The sequence below is a fragment of the Streptomyces sp. JJ66 genome, from assembly GCF_019303495.1.
Lineage (GTDB): Bacteria > Actinomycetota > Actinomycetes > Streptomycetales > Streptomycetaceae > Streptomyces.
Window position 1 is genome coordinate 76,556 of sequence record NZ_JAEVFI010000002.1, and the last position, 16,557, is coordinate 93,112.

A 16,557-nucleotide genomic window follows, 5' to 3' on the forward strand; every position below is an offset into this window, starting at 1 on the left:
GGTGAAAGACCCGTCCATCCGGCGGTCGGCCGCCCTCTTCCGGGCGTTCATGAGGGAACAGAGCGACCCCTACACCTGCTACGAGCTGCTCGCACGCGACGCCGCCGCGCAGGTCGAGAAGTACGTGCCGCTCAAGGGCGCGACCGTCATCGACGTCGGCGGCGGCAACGGCCACTTCACCGAGGAGTTCCGGCGGCGCGGCGCCCGCGCCTTCCTGTTCGAGCCCGACCCGGCCGAGCTGCTGGCGCACGGGCGGCGGCCCGAGGGCGCGGCGCTGGCCGACGGCTACCTGCTGCCGGTGGCCGACGGCGTCGCCGACGTCACCTTCTCCTCCAACGTGCTCGAACACGTCGCGGACCCGCAGACCTTCGTCAGCGAGCTGGTGCGCGTCACCCGCCCCGGCGGGCTGCTGTACGTCTCCTTCACCAACTGGTACTCCCCCTGGGGCGGACACGAGACCGCGCCCTGGCACTACCTCGGCCACGAGCGGGCCCGGGCCCGTTACGCGCGGCGCCACGGCCGCGCGGCCAAGCACACCCTGGGCGACAACCTGTTCGCCGTGCACATCGGCTCCACCTTGCGCCACGTCCGCTCCCGCGACGACGTCGAGGTCGTCGCGGCCCGGTCGCGTTACTGGCCCTTCTGGGCGCATGCCATCACCCGGGTCCCGGTCCTGCGCGAGATCGCCACCTGGAACCTCCTCCTCATCCTCCGGCGGTGCCCTGATGACGACGACCACTGACCGCACGCTCCCGCTGGACCCGGTGGGTCCGGCGGCGGAGCCCGCGCAGCCGCCCCGCAGCCGCCGCTGGCTGCTGGGCGCCTACGTGCTGGTCCTGGTCGCCTTCGTGGTGGCAGCGCCCGGTGAGATGACGTTCGAGACGAAGCTGGGCGTGGCCACCGATCCGCTGCGGTTCCTGTCCGAGCTGGGCAGCCTGTGGTCGGACACCTCCAGCTTCGGCGGCATCGCCGACCAGTACATCGGCTACCTCTTCCCGATGCTGCCGTTCTACGCGCTGATGGACGTCGTCGGCGTACCGGTGTGGCTGGCCGAGCGGCTGTGGCTGTCGCTCGTGGTGACCACCGCGTTCTGGGGCGCGCTGCGGCTGGCCGAGCGCTTCGGCGTCGGCACCTCCCGCACCCGGCTGCTGGGCGCGGCCGCCTACGCGCTGTGGCCGACGTTCACCATCATCGTCGGCTCCACCTCCGCCGGTGCGCTGCCCGGCGCGGTGCTGCCGTGGGTGCTGCTGCCGCTGGTGCCCCGGCTGGACGGCACCGCCCCCACCGCGCGCGTCGCCGCGGCCCGCTCGGCGCTGCTGATCCCGTTCATGGGCGGCGTCAACGCGGCGTCCACGCTGGCGGCGCTGCTGCCGGTGGGCCTGTACCTGCTCACCCGTACCGGCCGGCGCCGCGTCTCGCTGCTGCTGTGGTGGATACCGGGCGTGATCCTGGCGACCCTGTGGTGGGTGGTGCCGCTGCTGCTGCTCGGCGCCTACGGCGAGGACTTCATGCCGTACGTCGAGCAGGCGACGGCCACCACCTCCACCATGTCCGCCTTCGAGATGCTGCGCGGCGCGGGCAACTGGGTGGCCTACCTCAACTTCGGTGAGGCGTGGCTGCCGGCCGGCTGGCTGCTGGCCACCGGGGCGCTGGCCATCGCCGCGTCCGCGCTGGCCGCCGCGTTCGGCCTCGGCGGCGTCGCCCGCCGCGACATGCCCGAGCGGCGCTGGCTGCTGCTGACGCTGGTCACCGTCACCCTCGTCATGCTCGCCGGGTACGGCGGCGCGCTGGGCGCCCCCTTCGCCGAGGGCTTCCAGAGCTGGCTGGACGGCTGGCTGCGGCCCTTCCGCAACATCTACAAGTTCCAGCCCGGCATGGCGCTCGCCCTCGCGTTCGGGCTGGCCCACCTGACCGGTGTGCTCGCGGCGCGCCGGACCGCGCGCTCGGGTCAGCCCGGCGAGGGCGGTGCCCGCCGCGCCGGTCGCGCGGGCGGCGGGCGGCTGGTTCCCGCGCTCGCGGCGCTGCTGGTCCTGCCGGGTCTGGCGCTGCCGTACCTGACCGGTGCGGTGCTCCAGCCGGGCGCGTTCGACAAGCTGCCCGAGCACTGGCAGGACACCGCCGGCTGGCTGGAGGAGAACTCGCCGCAGACGCGGGCCCTGGTCGTCCCGGCCACCGCGCACGGCGTCTACACCTGGGGCTCGCCGATCGACCAGCCGCTGCACGTGCTGGCCGAGTCGCCGTGGGCGCAGCGCGACTACGTGCCGTTCGGCCCGCCGGGCGAGCGGCGCATGCTGGACGCCGTCGAGCAGGCGCTCATGGGCGGCGGCGAGGTGCCGGGCCTGGCCGACTACCTCGGCCGCGCCGGGCTGCACTACGTCGTCGTGCGCAACGACCTGGACCCGGACCAGATCGGCTACGTCCCGCCGCAGATGGTCAAGCGGGCGCTGGAGTCCTCCGGTTACGAGAAGGTCGAAGGCTTCGGGCCGCTGACCACCGGCGGACGCATCCCGCCAGACACCCCGATCGAGATCCAGGGCTTCTACCCGCGCCAGCAGGCGGTGGAGATCTACGCGCCGCCGGGCGGAGACGCGCCCGGGGAGGACGGGCAGGTGGAGGCGCAGCCCGTGGAGGGGACCGTCCGCGTCAGCGGCGGCCCGGAGTCGCTGCTGCCGCTGTCGGCCGACCCCGCGTTCCGCGACCGGCCCGCGGTGCTGACCGGTGACGCCCACCCCGGCGTGGACGCGCCCGGCCTCCAGGTGACCGCCGACGGCCTGCGCCGCGCCGACACCCGGTTCGGCCTAGTCAACAACAACACCTCGTTCCCGTACACCGCCGAGGGCCGCAACCTGCCCGGCAGCCTCCAGGACCCGGGCGAGGAGCCGGGGCAGATCCTCCCGGTGGACGGCGTGGAGCACCAGACGGTCGCCACCTTCCGGGGCGCGAAGTCCGTCACCGCCTCCTCCTACGGCAGCTGGCTGTTCCACCTGCCGCAGTTCGACCCCGTCCACGCCTTCGACAACGACCCGCGAACGGGCTGGGCCGAGGGCAGCGCGGAGGACAGCACCGGACAGTGGATCAGGGCCGAGTTCATCGAGGACACCGACATCCCGGAGACGATCGAGCTGACCCCGCTGCCGGACGACGGGCTGCGCCCGGCCCCGGTCCGGGTGGAGATCGCCACCGACCGGGGCACGAAGACCTCCTCGCTCCAGGCGGGCGGCGGCACGCAGAGCGTCGCCGCCCCGGCCGGTGCGGCGAAGTGGCTGAAGCTGACGATCCTGGAGACCGAGGAGCGCCGACCCGGCCTGACCGGAGCGGGCTTCGCGGAGATCTCCGTGCCGGGAGTGGACGTCACCCGCATGCTGTCGCTGCCCGCCGACGCCGAGGGTGCCGAGGGTGCCGAACCGGCGGCGGCACAGACCATCTCGCTGCACCGCAACGCCGACCCGGGCGGCCTGAACCCGGTCGGCAGCGAGCGCGGCCTGGCCCGCCAGTTCTCCACCACCGAGGGCGGCGCGTACCGCTTCGAGGCGAGTGCGCTGCCGGTGCCGGGCGAGGCGTTCGACCGGCTGCTGAACGAGGTGGCCCCGGGCCGGCTGGACCGGATCACCGCGACGGCGAAGTCCACCAGCCCCACCGGGATCACGCTGAGCCCGCGCAACCTGGTGGACGGCGACCTGACCACGGCGTGGATCGCGGGTGACGATCCGGTCGTGGAGGTGGCCTGGCCCGCCGCCCGCCCGGTGGACTCCGTGGTGCTGTCCGCCGCCGGCGGCGTCTCGGCCCGTCCGGCGAAGGTGCAGATCACCTCCCCGGACGGCGCGGTCACCACGTCCGTGGACAGCAACGGCTGGGCCCGGTTCGAGGAGATGGTGACCGACCGGCTGGAGATCACCGTCCTGGAGACGGCCCCGCTGACCATCGCCAACCCCGTCGCGGGCGGCGACCTCCAGCTCCCGGTCGGCCTGAACGAGGTCTACATCCCCGGTCTGGACGAGTTCCGCGTCGGCCCGCCGGCCAAGGACACCGAGTTCGCCCTCGGCTGCGGGGACGGTCCCGCCGTCACCGTCGGCGAGCGCACCTACGACACCCGCGTGAGCGGCACCGTCCGCGACCTGACCGAGCGGCGGCCGGTGACGGTCGAGCTGTGCGGCGAGGGCGTGCGCGACGGCGGACTCCAGCTCGACGCCGGTGAGCACACCCTGACCACCGACGCCGAGAGCGGGCTCGCGATCGTCCGCCTCTCCCTCACCCACGGTGACACCCAGACCGGCGGCGCCACCCGCACGGCCAGCACCGAGGAGTGGGACGGCGACGAGCGCACCGTGGCCGTCGGCTCCGGACCGGCCTCCTACCTGGCCACCCGCATGGCGGTCAACGAGGGCTGGTCGGCGACGCTGGACGGCGAGGAGCTGACCCCGGTCCGGCTCGACGGCTGGCAGCAGGGCTTCCTCGTCCCCGAGGGCGCGGGCGGCACCGTCACGCTGACGTACACCCCGTCCACCTGGTACACCGGCGGCCTGATCGCCGCCGTGATCGGCATCCTGGTGCTCGCCGCGCTGGCGCTCCTGCGCAGGCGGGAGGTGGACGAGCAGGCTGGGGCCACCGGGCCGCCCGCCCCGGGCTGGGTGCTCGGCGGGGTCGTGCTCACCGTCGTCCTCGCCCTGGTGGCCGGGCCGTACGCGCTGGTGGTGCCGGTGCTCGGGCTGCTCGCCTGGGCCCGTCCGGCGCTGCTGTCGCCGCTCGCGGTGGGCGCGATGGTGCTCGCCGGTGCGGTGGCGGTGCTGTTCGCCGGTTCCGGGTTCGCCGAGGACCGGGGTGCCTTCGGGCCGGTGGCCCAGGCGCTCGCGCTGCTGGCGCTGGTGGCCGCCGTCGTCACCGTGCCCGTGCGCCGCGAGCCGGGACGGCACCGGCCCGGCGCCACCGCGGGCGGTCTCGACGACACCGCCCGGCTCCCCGCGTCACCGGGCGCCGTGGCCGCCAGCCCGCCCGCACCCGGGCAGCCCGGCCACCGCACGCAGGCCCCGGCCCAGCGGCCCGCCGTGCCCGCCCAGGGGACTCCCGGCGCGGACGCCGCACCCCCCGGCCCAGCCGTGCCCGGCACCACCCGTCCCGGCGCCGCCGGGCACGGCGACACCGCTCACGGCACCACGCGGGAGGATCCGGCCCGATGACCACAGAGCGCATCCCGTTCCCGACCGTGGACGAGATATCCCGGCACTGCCTGGCGCAGTACGAGCCGGACACCGTCCACATCGAGATCCACCTGCCCGGACGGCTCGACCCGGACCGGCTGCGCGGCGCGGTGCGGGACGCGCTCGCGGACCACCCCCGCATCCTGATGCGGCAGGCCCCGGTGCGCTGGTGGCACCGGGGCTACACCTGGGAGCTGACCGACGAGCCCGACACCGACCCGGTCCGCTTCCCCGGCGACACCCTCGCCGACGCCCGCCGCCGGGCACTGACCGACGCCCCGCCGCTGGACTCCTCGCCGCCGGTCCGTATCGAGGTGGTGGACGCGGACGAGGGGGGCGGCTGCGTCCTGGTCGCCACGCTGCACCACACCGCGCTGGACGGCCCCGCCTGCCTGCGCGTCCTGGCGACGGCCGCGCAGCGGTACGGGGGCCGGGACAACGCGCCCGCCCCGGCCCCCGTGCGGCCCGCCCCGGCGGGCGCGGCCCAGGCGCCGCCCACGGCGGACCGGGCCTGGGCCCGTCCGGCGCGCATCGCCGCCGACCACAGCAGCGGCGCACGCGGCCTGGGCAACGGCATGTACCTCGCCGAACTGCCGCTGCCCACCCGCCCGCCGGGCTCCCCCTACACCGTCAACGACCAGCTGCTGGTGGCCACCTGCCTGATGGCCGCCCGCTGGAACCGCGAGCACGGCCGGCCCGCCCGCCCGGTACGGCTGACCATGCCCGTGGACGACCGCCCCCGCACCCCGGACATGCCCATCGGTAACGGCACCCGGCTGGTGGAGGTGCCCTTCGGCACGCCGGACGCGGCCCTGAACGGCGACCCCGGCGCCGTCGAGACCCTGCTGCGCGCCACCGCCCTGCGCACCCGCGCGCTCAAAGCGGTACGGCGTCCGCAACTGGGCCGCAGCGGCGCGCTGCTGACCACCCCGGTGCTGCCGGTCGGCGTCCGCGCGGCCGCCGCCCGCGCCCTGCGCAACGCGGCGGGCCCCTGGGCGTCCACCACCCTGCTGTCCAACCTCGGGCGGCTGCCCTACCCGATGGACTTCGGCGACGCGGGGCGGGCCACCTCCGCCTGGTTCTCCGCGCCCGCCCGGCTGCCGCGCGGCGTGGCCGTCACCACGATCTCCACCAACAAGCGGCTCCAGCTGGCGCTGCGCTGGTCGCGCACCCGGCTGGACGACGCCGCCGGGCACCGGCTGGGCGAACTGTTCGTCCGCACCCTGGCCCAGACCGCCCAGACCGCGCCGACCACCGGGCAGGAGGCGACGAGGTGACCGCACCGACCAGGATCACCGGGACTACCGGGGCCACTAGGACCACCGGGGCCACCGGGAGAAGGGGGCGTGCCGGCGTGACCGCACCGGCCACCGGAAAGGGGGCGCGGCCATGACCGCACGGACCGACACGCTCCAGGAGCTGTACGAGAACCCGGCCACGCCGGTCGCCTCCGGCGCCGACCGCTCGCGCCGCCAGGCCGCCATCCTCGCCCGCGCACTCGGCCCCGGCCCCGGCACGGTGCTGGACATCGGCTGCGGGGACGGCACGGCCGCCGCTACCGCCGCGCCGCTGCTGCCCGGCAAGCGGATCGTCGGCAGCGACTGGTCGCACGACGCGCTGCGCCGCGCCAGCGCCCACCTGACCGCCGTGCGCGGGGAGTTGCAGGCGTTGCCGTTCGCCACCGGGGCGGCCGACGCGGTGCTGTTCAGCGAGGTCATCGAGCACCTGGTGGACCCGGACGCCGCGCTGGACGAGCTGCACCGCGTACTGCGGCCCGGCGGCCACCTGCTGCTGTCCACGCCCAACCTGGCCGCCTGGTACAACCGGGGGCTGCTGCTGGCCGGAGTGCAGCCGGTGTTCTCCGAGGTGTCCCTGCGCGGCATCCACGGCCGCCCCGGCGCCCAGGTCGTCGGCCACCTGCGGCTGTACACCGCCCGGGCGCTGCGCTCGCTGCTACCGGCCGCCGGGTTCGAGATCGTGCGCATCACCGGCGCCCCCTACCACGATGTGCCGCGCCCGCTGCGTCCCCTGGACCGGCTCGCCTGCCACGCCCCCTCGCTCGCCTCGATCCTGCTCGTGCACGCCCGCCGCGCCGACCGCGCGGCGTTCCCCGGCCACCGGGAGGGCGGCTAGCCGTGTGGGTCGGCGTCGGAGCGGCGCTCCTGGCCAACCTGCTGTTCAGCGTCGGCTTCGTGGTGGAGAAGCGGGCGCTGTCCGGCCTGCCCGCGCTGTCCGCCGCCCGCCCCGCCCACGTCGTGCTGCACCTGCTGCGCAGCCCGCTGTGGCTGGTCGGCGCCGCGTCGCTGGGCGCGGGCTTCGTCGCCCAGCTCGCCGTCTACCGCACGCTGCCGCTGGTGGCCGCGCAAGGTCTGTTCGTCACCGGCCTGGTGATGCTGCTGTTGCTGTCGCCGGTCTTCCTGGGCGAGAAGTCCAGCGGGCGGGAGCGCCTGGCCATGGTGGCGATCCTGCTCGCGCTGGTGATGATCGTGCTGTCCCTGCGCGGCGGCCCGGAGCTGATCAGCCACACCGCGCCCACACCGCTGCTGCTGGCCCTCACGGTGCCCTCCCTGCTGCTGGGCCTGGGCATCTTCGTCACCGCCGAGCGGCGCGGCAAGCGGCGGCACCGGATGCCCACGGCCGGGGTGCCCTACGGGGTGGCCGTCGGCTTCCTGTACGGGGTCAGCTCGCTGGCCATCAAGGGCGTCGCCGGACTGCTGGAGGGCCGTGGCCTGCTGGACTGGGCGCTGGCCGTCCTCACCTCCCCCTACCCCTACCTGCTGCTGTGCACCGGCTCCAGCGGGCTGGTGCTCTCACAGACGGCACTCCAGCGGTGCCGAGCCTCGCTCATCGTCCCGGTGTGCACCACGGTGACGTTCCTGTTCACCGTCGCCGCCGGGACGATCGCCTTCGACGAGCCGCTCCCCGAGGAGCCGCTGCGGCTCGCGCTGCGCCTGGGCGGCGCGGCGCTGGCCGTCACCGTGCTGCTGAGCCTGCCCCGGCACGACGAACCCGCCCCCACCCTTCCCCCGCCCCCACCAGCGGCAGCGCCACTGGCACCGGCCGCCGGGCTGGCACCGGCCGCCGGGCAGCCCACCGCGAGCCTGATCCCCGACCCCCGCACGGAAGGAATTCGCCATGTCCCCTGACGACCCCCTGCTGGCCATCCTCGCCTGCCCCCTCGACAAGGGTCCGCTCGTCCTGCTGCCGGACGGCACCAGCCTCTACAACCCCCGGCTGCGCCGCCGCTACCCGGTCGTCGAGGGGGTGCCGCGCCTGCTCCCGTCCTCCGGCGAGCCGGTGAGCGACGCGGAGCACGCCCGCTACGGCACGGCCACCGAGCCACGGTGACCCTCGCCGCCCGCCTCGCGCCCCACCTGCCCGACCGGGTGATCGCCGCCACGGCCCACCGCGTCTACCCGCGCTTCGAGCCGGAGCTGCGCCGCCTGGCCGACTTCTGCCCGCGCGGCGGCACCGCCGTGGACATCGGCGGCTGGTACGGGCCGTGGACACGGCGCCTGGCCCGGCGCGCGGACCGGGTGGTCACCGTGGAACCGGTGCCGGGCCTCGCGCGGGCGCTGCGCGCCACCACCCCGGGCAACGTGCGCGTGGTGGGGGCGGCGGCCGGCGAGCACGACGGCACCGCCACGCTCTGGCTGCCCCCCGGCGGCACCGGTGAGCGCGGCGTCTCCTCCCTGGTGCGCCGTGACCAGGTGCACGCGACCGGGCTGGAGGTCCCCTGCGTCAGCGTGGACGGGCTGGGGCTCACGGACGTGCGGCTGGTGAAGATCGACGTGGACGGCCACGAGGCGGCGGTGCTGCGCGGCGCCGAGGCCACCCTGCGACGCTGGCGGCCAGCGCTGTTCGTCGAGCTGGAGACCCGCATCCAGCCGCTCGCCCCCGTGCTGGAACTGCTCACCGCGCACGGCTATGAGGGCTGGGTGCTGCCCGCCGCCCACTGGATTCCGCTCGCGGCGTTCAACCTCGCCGAGCACCAGGAACACACCGCGCACGTCGCCGAACACGGCCTGCTGCGGCGCACGCTGCTTCCCCACCGCCGCTACGTCAACTCCGTGCTGTTCCTCCCCACCGGGCGCACCCCGGCGATCGAGGTCCCCCGCGCGGCCCGCCGGGCGCCACCCCCACCACGCGGGCCTGCCGGACCCCTGCCGCGCGGTTCTGCCGGACCCCCGTCGCGCCCCTGACGCCGTCCACCACTCCGCCGGAACCTCGCCGTCGCGGTGGGCTGCCCCTGTGGCGCGGCGGAGCAGTACGCTGCCCGCATGCCGATCAGAACCGCCGTCGTGCCGTTGGAGACGGTCTTCGAGCTGCGCTGGAGCGTGCTGCGGCCCGGCCTGCCGCGCGAGTCTGCGCGGTTCGCGGAGGACGCGCGGGAGGGCGCCTTCCACATCGCGGCCTACGCCACGGATGCCGACGCCGGTGACGGCGCCGACGCCGGTGACGGCGCCGATGCCGGTGACGGCGCCGATGCCGGTGACGGCGCCGATGCCGGTGACGGCAGAGTGCTGGGCTGCGGCAGCTTCTACCCCGAGCCCTTCCCCGGCCCCGGCGGCCTCCCCGGCCCGGCGTACCGCATGCGCGGCATGGCCAGCGCGGCAGCCGCGCGCGGCCGGGGTTACGGCGCGGCGGTGCTGGCGGCCGGGACGGCCGAGGCCCGGGCGCGCGGCGCGAGGGTGCTGTGGTGCAACGGCCGCACCGAAGCGCGCGGCTTCTACGAACGCCACGGCTACCGCGTGCACGGCGAGGAGTTCACCATCGAAGGCGTAGGCCCCCACCACGTCTTCGCCCGGGAACTGTCCGGTTAACGCCTCCCCCGTTTGGGCTAACGGTGCGGTTTTGAGGCCCTCCGGCACCCCTACGGTGACCAGAGAAAGGTCAAGCGAGTGAGCATCGGAGGAAAGCGTGACGATCATGCTTGATCAGCCGACGGCCACAGAAGAACTCAGCGCGGAAGAGTACACACTGCTACTTCGCACCGCTGAGGAGCTTGACACTCCAGAGGGTTTCAAGGCTGAGCTCATCGGGGGGAAGATCGTCGTGTCACCCTGGACCCATCCCTCCTATATGCGCGCCATGCGACTGCTCCGGCAGCGGTTTCAAGAGCACGCGCCGCAGGGGCACATCGCCGACACCTCCCCTTTCCTGTTCACGTTCCCCACGGCCCGCAGGGCCTATGGCCCGGACGTGTATGTGGCGGAGGAGCACGCCTTCGACGAAGAGGTGCGCCACGTCGATGGTGAGGCCCTGTCCCTGGTGGCCGAACTGACGTCCAGGTCCACTCGCGATGCGGACTGGCGGGACAAGCTGGTGACCTACGGCCGTCACGTTCCGGTCTACCTGCTGGTGGACATGCAGGTGAGGCAGGCGACCGCGTTCTGGGAGCCCTCCGAGCACGGGTACCGCTCGCGGCACACCGTCTCGTTCGGCGAGCCGCTGTACGTGCCCGAGCCGTTCGGGTTCGAGCTGGAGACCACGGGTTTCGCGCGGGCCGAGGGGGCACGGTGAGCGGCGGGGCGGGCGGCGGCGCGCCGTAGACTGGCGGGCGTGGCTGGGAGGATCAACGACGACGACGTGCAGGCGGTGCGGGACGCGGTCCCCATCGACGCCGTCATCTCCGAATACCTCCAGCTCCGCCCGGCCGGGGGCGGGAACCTGAAGGGGCTGTGCCCGTTCCACGACGAGAAGTCGCCGTCCTTCCACGTGAGCCCCAGCAAGGGGCTCTTCCACTGCTTCGGGTGCCAGGAGGGCGGGGACACGATCGCCTTCCTGCGGAAGGTGGACCACCTCTCGTTCTCCGAGGCGATCGAACGCCTCGCCGGGCAGGCCGGGATCACCCTGCGGTACGAGGAGGGCGGCTACGGGCGGGCCAGCCAGCAGGGTGAGCGGACGCGGCTGGTGGAGGCGCACAAGGTGGCCGCGCAGTTCTACGCCGAGCAGCTGGACGCGCCGGAGGCCGAGGTCGCCCGGCGGTTCCTGCACGAGCGCGGCTTCGACCAGGCCGCCGCCCACCACTTCGGCGTCGGCTACTCCCCGGCCGGCTGGGACCACCTGACGCGGTTCCTGCGCGGGCGCGGCTTCACCGACAAGGAGCTGGTGCTCTCCGGGCTGTCGCAGGACGGGCGGCGCGGCCCGATCGACCGGTTCCGGGGCCGCCTGATGTGGCCGATCCGCGACATCACCGGCGAGGTCGTCGGCTTCGGCGCCCGCAAGCTGCGCGAGGACGACAACGGGCCGAAGTACCTGAACACCCCCGAGACGCCGGTCTACCGCAAGTCGCAGGTGCTGTACGGGATCGACCTGGCCAAGCGGGACATCGCCAAGGAGGGCCGGGCCGTCGTCGTCGAGGGCTACACGGACGTCATGGCCTGCCACCTGGCCGGGGTGACGACGGCCATCGCGACGTCCGGCACCGCGTTCGGCGAGGGCCACATCAAGATCCTGCGCCGCCTGCTGATGGACAACTCCCGCACCGAGGTGATCTTCACCTTCGACGGGGACGCGGCCGGGCAGAAGGCCGCGCTGCGGGCGTTCGAGGACGACCAGAAGTTCGCCGCGCGCACCTCGATCGCGATCAGCCCCGGCGGGATGGACCCGTGCGAGCTGCGCATCAGCAAGGGTGACGCGGCGGTGCGCGAGCTGATCGACAGCCGCTCGCGCCTGTTCGAGTTCGCGCTGCGCTCGGTGGTGGACGCGCACGATCTGGACACCGCCGAGGGCCGCTCCGCCGCGCTGGAGGCGGCGGCACCGATCGTCGGCCAGCTGAAGGACGGCTCGCTCCAGCACGAGTACGCCGTCCGGCTCGCGGGGCTGCTCGGGATCATGGACACCCAGTTCGTGGTGCGCCGGGTGGGGCAGCTGGCCCAGTGGAAGCGGCGGAGCGGCGGCCGCGACAGCACCCGGCGGCCCCAGGCTCCGCCCCCCGCGTCCGCCGGTCGCGGCGCCACGCCGCCCGCATCGGCCGCACCGGGGCGTCGCGGCCCGGCGCTACACCTGCGCAGCCCCGCCCACCTGGTGGAGCGGGAACTGCTGAAGCTCGCGCTACAGTTCCCGGACCTGGTGGCCCCCGTGTTCGACGCCTACGGGGCGGACGAGTTCACCGCCGAGCCGTACGCGGTCGTGCGTACCGTCATCGAGCGCGCGGGCGGGACCGAGGGCGCCGACGGCGCGTACCTCACCCGCGTCCAGGAGGCGGCGCCGGACGACGGTGTGCGCAGGCTGATCCGGGAGCTGGCGGTGGAGTCGCCGCGCAACCCGGGCGGCGGCGAGCCGGACGCGAGTTACGCGGGCGAGCAGCTGGTCGCCGTCCGGCTGGCGGCGGTGCGGGCCCGGGTGGCGGAGCTGGAGGGCAGCGCACGGCGGCTGGACGCGCAGGGGCGGCACGAGCAGTCGGCCACGGTGTGGCAGGAGTTGTGGGTGCTGAACCAGTACGCCACGGCCCTGCGCGCGAAGGGCGCCGCCGCCCTGTAGGCGGCCACCCGCACCCGCTTGCCGCCCCTGCCAAGCGACCGGTTTCCTTCCTTTCCGTAGTCCTGCTGAGGCGTTGGGTAGCCGGAGCGGTAAAAACTCGCCGCACACCCCTACTGAGCGCCATGTGTCGTACCCCACACTGGGACCGGTGTCCCCTGGACACTCACGAGCACGGCGCAACCACGGAGCGAACCCGCAGCGATCACCCTGGAGGTCGCCCTCGTGCAGACCCGAACTGTGTCTCTCATCAACGCGCCCTCCCCCGCACCGGCCACGGCAGACCTCTCCGGTGACGTGCCGGTGCCCGCCGCACGCCCCGAGCAAGGAGCGCCCGCACCGCTCGACCTGTCCCCGCCGCTGCGGCTGGAAGCACCAGCCGGGCCACCCCCCGCCGCGCCCTCCGGCGGGGGCGTGGCGTCCGGCACCGGCCCGTCCGCCGACCTGTTCCGCCAGTACCTGCGCGAGATCGGCCGTATCCCGCTGCTGACGGCCGCCGAGGAGGTGGAGCTGGCGCGGCGGGTGGAGGCCGGGTTGTTCGCTGAGGCGAAGCTGTCCTTTGGCGGGCCGCTGGAGACCGGACTCGCCCTGGACCTGGACCGCCTCGTCGTCCAGGGGCGGCTGGCCAAGCGGCGGCTGATCGAGGCGAATCTGCGCCTGGTGGTGTCCGTCGCGAAGCGGTACATCGGCCGCGGGCTGACCATGCTGGACCTGGTGCAGGAGGGCAACCTCGGGCTGATCCGCGCGGTGGAGAAGTTCGACTACGCGCGCGGGTTCAAGTTCTCCACCTACGCCACCTGGTGGATTCGCCAGGCGATGTCCCGGGCGCTCGCGGACCAGGCGCGCACGATCCGCGTGCCGGTGCACGTCGTGGAGCTGATCAACCGGGTGGTGCGGGCGCAGCGTCGCATCCTCCAGGAGCGCGGGTACGAGCCGACGGCACGGGAGGTCGCCGCCGTGCTGGGCCTCAGCGCGGAGCGGGTCAACGAGGTGCTGCGGCTGGCCCAGGAGCCGGTCTCGCTGCACGCCCCGGTGGGCGAGGAGGACGACGTCCACCTCGGGGACCTCATCGAGGACGGCGACGCGCCCTCCCCGGTGGAGTCGGCGGCGTTCCTGCTGCTGCGCCAGCATCTGGACGCGGTGCTGTCCACGCTCGGCGAGCGGGAGCGCGAGGTGGTGCAGCTGCGCTACGGGCTGGCGGACGGGCGCCCACGCACGCTGGAGGAGATCGGCCGCGTCTTCGGCGTCACCCGCGAGCGCATCCGGCAGATCGAGTCCAAGACGCTGAGCAAGCTGCGCGGCCACGCGTACGCGGAACAGTTGCGCGGCTACCTGGACTGAACCGCGCGGCGCACCCCGGGGACGCGGCCGCTCGGCACACCCCGGTGACGCGGCCGCGCCCCGCACCGGGAAGGCAGCCGCTCCCCGCACCGGGAACCCGGCGGCGGCTCACGCCGGGAACGCGCCCGGGTGCGTCTCGTCGCGCACCGCCGCGTACTGGAGCCGCACCGCGCCGCCGACGGCCAGCCCCTCGTCGTCCGGCTCGCACAGCGTGGCGACGGGCGCGGGCCACTGCGGCGGCGTCGCGGGTGAGGTGTGGCCCTGCGCGACGCCGAGCGCCCAGGCGGCCTGCCGGGCGGCGCCGAGCGTGGTGTAGTCGGCCGGTTCGGGGACGAGGACCTGCGCGCCGAACAGCTCCGGCGCCAGCCGCCGCACCGCGGGCAGTTCGGCCGCCTGGCCCAGCAGGAACACCCGGTTCACCCGCACCTCGCGGCGCCGGAGCACGTCGAGCGCGTCGGCGAGCCCGCACAGCATGCCCTCGAAGGCGGCCCGCGCCAGGTGTTCGGGCTTCATGGAGTCGCGCCGCAGCCCGGCCAGCGTGCCCGCGGTGTGCGGGAGTTCGGGGGTGCGCTCGCCTTCCAGGTACGGCAGCAGCACCATCCCGTAGGCGCCCGGGGTGGACTTCAGCGCCAGCTCGGAGAGCCCGTCGAGGTCGCAGCTCAGCAGCTCGGCGGTGCCGCGCAGCACCCGCACGGCGTTGGAGGTGCGGACGACGGGCAGGTGCAGCCCGGTGGCGTCGGCGTAGGAGGTGATGGTGCCGCTCGGGTCGGCCAGCGCCTCGTGGTGGACGGCGAAGACGGAACCGGAGGCGCCGAGCGAGACCACGGCGTCGCCCAGGCCCAGGCCCAGCCCGAAGGCGGCGGCCATGGTCTCGCCGGTGCCGGAGGAGATCAGCAGGCCCTCCGGCGTCTGCCCGGCGGCGTCGGCCGGTCCCACCACCTCGGGCAGCACCACCTGGTGTCCCAGGGCCAGTTCGGCGAGGTCGGGACGCCAGGCGCCGGTGGCCGCCGACCAGTAGCCGGTGCCCGAGGCGTCCCCCCGGTCGGTGGTACGGCGGGTGGGGCGGCCCAGCAGCTGCCAGGTCAGCCAGTCGTGCGGCTGGAGGACGGCGGCGGTGCGGGCGGCGGCGTCCGGCTCGTTACGGGCGAGCCAGCGCAGCTTGGCCACCGGCTCCCCGGACTGCGGCACCAGACCGACCGCCTGCGCCCACGCCGCCCGTCCGCCGAACCCGTCCACCAGGTCGGCCGCCGCTGTCTGGGCGCGCAGGTCGTTGCCGATCAGGGCGGGGCGCACGGCGTTCCCGGCCGCGTCCAGCGCGACCATGCCCTGCTGCTGCGCGGAGACGCCGATGGCCTGCACGCCCTCCAGCAGGCCGCCCCCGGCCGCCTCCCCGAGCGAGAGGAGCCACGCCTGCGGGTCGATCTCCGTGCGCCGCCCCCCGCCCTCGGGAGCCGGGCCGGGATGCGGGGCGTACCCCTGCCGCAGGACGGCACCGGTGTCGGTGTCGCAGACGACGATGCGGGTGTACTCGGACGAACTGTCCAGACCGGCGGCTATCCCCATGGCCCCGATGATGCCGCATGCCCACCCGGGCTCCCCCGGGCGGGCATGCCATCGGTGCCGACTCCCCCGGGTCCGGGTCAGGGCTTGCGGGCGACTGCCCCGTAGGAGTCCACGGGGACCGCTTCGCCGATCTCGGTGGCGTCCGGCCGCCACAGCGGGCAGGAGACGAGGCCGGGCTCCACCAGCTCCAGCCCGGTGAAGAACTCAGCCAGTTCGGCCGGGCTGCGCAGCTGGTATTGCACGGCGCCGCCCTCGTTGTGCTGGGCCTGCGCCTGCTTGAGCGTCTCGTCGGTGTCGGTGCCGTCGCAAATCAGCAGGTAGCTGCCGGAGGGCAGCGCGGACACCAGCTCGCGCACGATGCCGCGCGCCTCCCCGGTGTCCATGACGTGCCCCAGGATGCCGCTGAGGATGAGCGCGATCGGCTGGCCGAAGTCCAGCGTCTGACGGGCCTGCTTCAGGATCGCGCCGGGGTCGTGGAGGTCGGCGTCGAGGTAGGCGGTGGCTCCCTCGGGCGTCGAGGTGAGCAGGGCGCGGGCGTGGGTCAGGACGAGGGGGTCGTTGTCCACGTAGACGATGCGCGAGGCGGGCGCGACGCGCTGGGCGATCTCGTGGGTGTTGTCCACGGTGGGCAGCCCGGTGCCGATGTCCAGGAACTGGCGCACTCCGGCCTCGGCGACCAGGTACCGGATCGCGCGGGACAGGAAGGCGCGGAAGGCGCGCGCGTTGGCGGCGATGGCGGGGAACGCCTCGCGGAACTGGTCGCCCGCGATCCGGTCCACCTCGTAGTTGTCCTTGCCGCCCAGCCAGTAGTTCCAGATGCGCGCCGAGTGCGGCACGCTGCTGTCGATCACGGGCTCGCCCCCGCCGGGTATGCGGTCGCCGCTCACTGGGCCTCCTTTGGGCTGGTGTGGCTGGTGTGCGTGTGGCTGGTGTGGCTGTCGTGCACGTCACACGGGTGCTGGTGGGGCCAACGTAC

General features: G+C 74.6%; 13 protein-coding genes. 11 read left to right on the forward strand and 2 right to left on the reverse strand.

All coding sequences use genetic code 11. From position 1 onward, the window contains the following. Position 1: 1 nt before the first annotated feature. The 11 genes from JJV70_RS02365 to JJV70_RS02415 all read left to right on the forward strand — a co-directional run bounded on the left by JJV70_RS02365 (position 2) and on the right by JJV70_RS02415 (position 14,018). Positions 2-742: a bifunctional 2-polyprenyl-6-hydroxyphenol methylase/3-demethylubiquinol 3-O-methyltransferase UbiG gene (locus JJV70_RS02365; protein WP_219046168.1), complete on the forward strand. Its 741-nt coding sequence runs from the start codon at positions 2-4 to the stop codon at positions 740-742. Continuing rightward, positions 726-5,174, forward strand: a complete 4,449-nt coding sequence (locus JJV70_RS02370; RefSeq protein WP_219045842.1) for an alpha-(1->3)-arabinofuranosyltransferase family protein — start codon at positions 726-728, stop codon at positions 5,172-5,174. Before JJV70_RS02365 ends, JJV70_RS02370 begins: the two co-directional genes overlap by 17 nt. Further along, positions 5,171-6,472 carry a condensation protein gene (locus tag JJV70_RS02375; RefSeq protein WP_219045844.1) on the forward strand — a complete coding sequence of 434 codons (1,302 nt, stop codon included), beginning with the start codon at positions 5,171-5,173 and terminating at the stop codon, positions 6,470-6,472. The genes JJV70_RS02370 and JJV70_RS02375 overlap by 4 nt, the downstream gene beginning before the upstream one ends. A 112-nt stretch (positions 6,473-6,584) precedes the next feature. Then, complete coding sequence (locus tag JJV70_RS02380; protein ID WP_219045845.1) at positions 6,585-7,328, forward strand: bifunctional 2-polyprenyl-6-hydroxyphenol methylase/3-demethylubiquinol 3-O-methyltransferase UbiG; 744 nt, start codon at positions 6,585-6,587, stop codon at positions 7,326-7,328. Positions 7,329-7,330: 2 nt separating this feature from the next. Then, positions 7,331-8,341, forward strand: a complete 1,011-nt coding sequence (locus tag JJV70_RS02385) for a DMT family transporter (protein ID WP_219045847.1) — start codon at positions 7,331-7,333, stop codon at positions 8,339-8,341. Next, positions 8,331-8,543: a Trm112 family protein gene (locus JJV70_RS02390; protein WP_219045848.1), complete on the forward strand. Its 213-nt coding sequence runs from the start codon at positions 8,331-8,333 to the stop codon at positions 8,541-8,543. The genes JJV70_RS02385 and JJV70_RS02390 overlap by 11 nt, the downstream gene beginning before the upstream one ends. Continuing rightward, complete coding sequence (locus tag JJV70_RS02395; RefSeq protein ID WP_219045850.1) at positions 8,540-9,397, forward strand: FkbM family methyltransferase; 858 nt, start codon at positions 8,540-8,542, stop codon at positions 9,395-9,397. Before JJV70_RS02390 ends, JJV70_RS02395 begins: the two co-directional genes overlap by 4 nt. 78 nt (positions 9,398-9,475) lie before the next feature. Next, positions 9,476-10,018, forward strand: a complete 543-nt coding sequence (locus JJV70_RS02400; protein WP_219045852.1) for a GNAT family N-acetyltransferase — start codon at positions 9,476-9,478, stop codon at positions 10,016-10,018. Positions 10,019-10,124: 106 nt separating this feature from the next. Further along, positions 10,125-10,718: a Uma2 family endonuclease gene (locus JJV70_RS02405; RefSeq protein ID WP_257573219.1), complete on the forward strand. Its 594-nt coding sequence runs from the start codon at positions 10,125-10,127 to the stop codon at positions 10,716-10,718. Between the two features lie 39 nt (positions 10,719-10,757). Beyond that, a complete protein-coding gene (dnaG, locus tag JJV70_RS02410) occupies positions 10,758-12,680 on the forward strand; it encodes a DNA primase (RefSeq protein WP_219045855.1) in 1,923 nt (640 codons plus the stop codon). Between the two features lie 201 nt (positions 12,681-12,881). Beyond that, entirely contained in the window at positions 12,882-14,018 is a 1,137-nt protein-coding gene (locus tag JJV70_RS02415; RefSeq protein WP_219046169.1) for an RNA polymerase sigma factor, read from the forward strand. A 108-nt stretch (positions 14,019-14,126) separates the two neighbouring features. Here the strand turns inward: JJV70_RS02415 and JJV70_RS02420 are convergent, their stop codons facing one another. Both JJV70_RS02420 and JJV70_RS02425 read right to left on the reverse strand, forming a co-directional pair. Further along, positions 14,127-15,581: an FGGY family carbohydrate kinase gene (locus JJV70_RS02420; protein ID WP_219045856.1), complete on the reverse strand. Its 1,455-nt coding sequence runs from the start codon at positions 15,579-15,581 to the stop codon at positions 14,127-14,129. A 77-nt stretch (positions 15,582-15,658) separates the two neighbouring features. Continuing rightward, entirely contained in the window at positions 15,659-16,468 is an 810-nt protein-coding gene (locus JJV70_RS02425; RefSeq protein WP_219045858.1) for an SAM-dependent methyltransferase, read from the reverse strand. Between the last annotated feature and the right edge of the window lie 89 nt (positions 16,469-16,557).

Coding starts and splice junctions, on each gene's coding strand:
- JJV70_RS02370 (WP_219045842.1), top strand. CDS start 726: ATGACGACGACCACTGACCGCACGCTCCCGCTGGACCCGGTGGGTCCG.
- JJV70_RS02405 (WP_257573219.1), top strand. CDS start 10,125: ATGCTTGATCAGCCGACGGCCACAGAAGAACTCAGCGCGGAAGAGTAC.
- JJV70_RS02380 (WP_219045845.1), top strand. CDS start 6,585: ATGACCGCACGGACCGACACGCTCCAGGAGCTGTACGAGAACCCGGCC.
- JJV70_RS02400 (WP_219045852.1), top strand. CDS start 9,476: ATGCCGATCAGAACCGCCGTCGTGCCGTTGGAGACGGTCTTCGAGCTG.
- JJV70_RS02390 (WP_219045848.1), top strand. CDS start 8,331: ATGTCCCCTGACGACCCCCTGCTGGCCATCCTCGCCTGCCCCCTCGAC.
- JJV70_RS02375 (WP_219045844.1), top strand. CDS start 5,171: ATGACCACAGAGCGCATCCCGTTCCCGACCGTGGACGAGATATCCCGG.
- JJV70_RS02420 (WP_219045856.1), bottom strand. CDS start 15,581: ATGGGGATAGCCGCCGGTCTGGACAGTTCGTCCGAGTACACCCGCATC.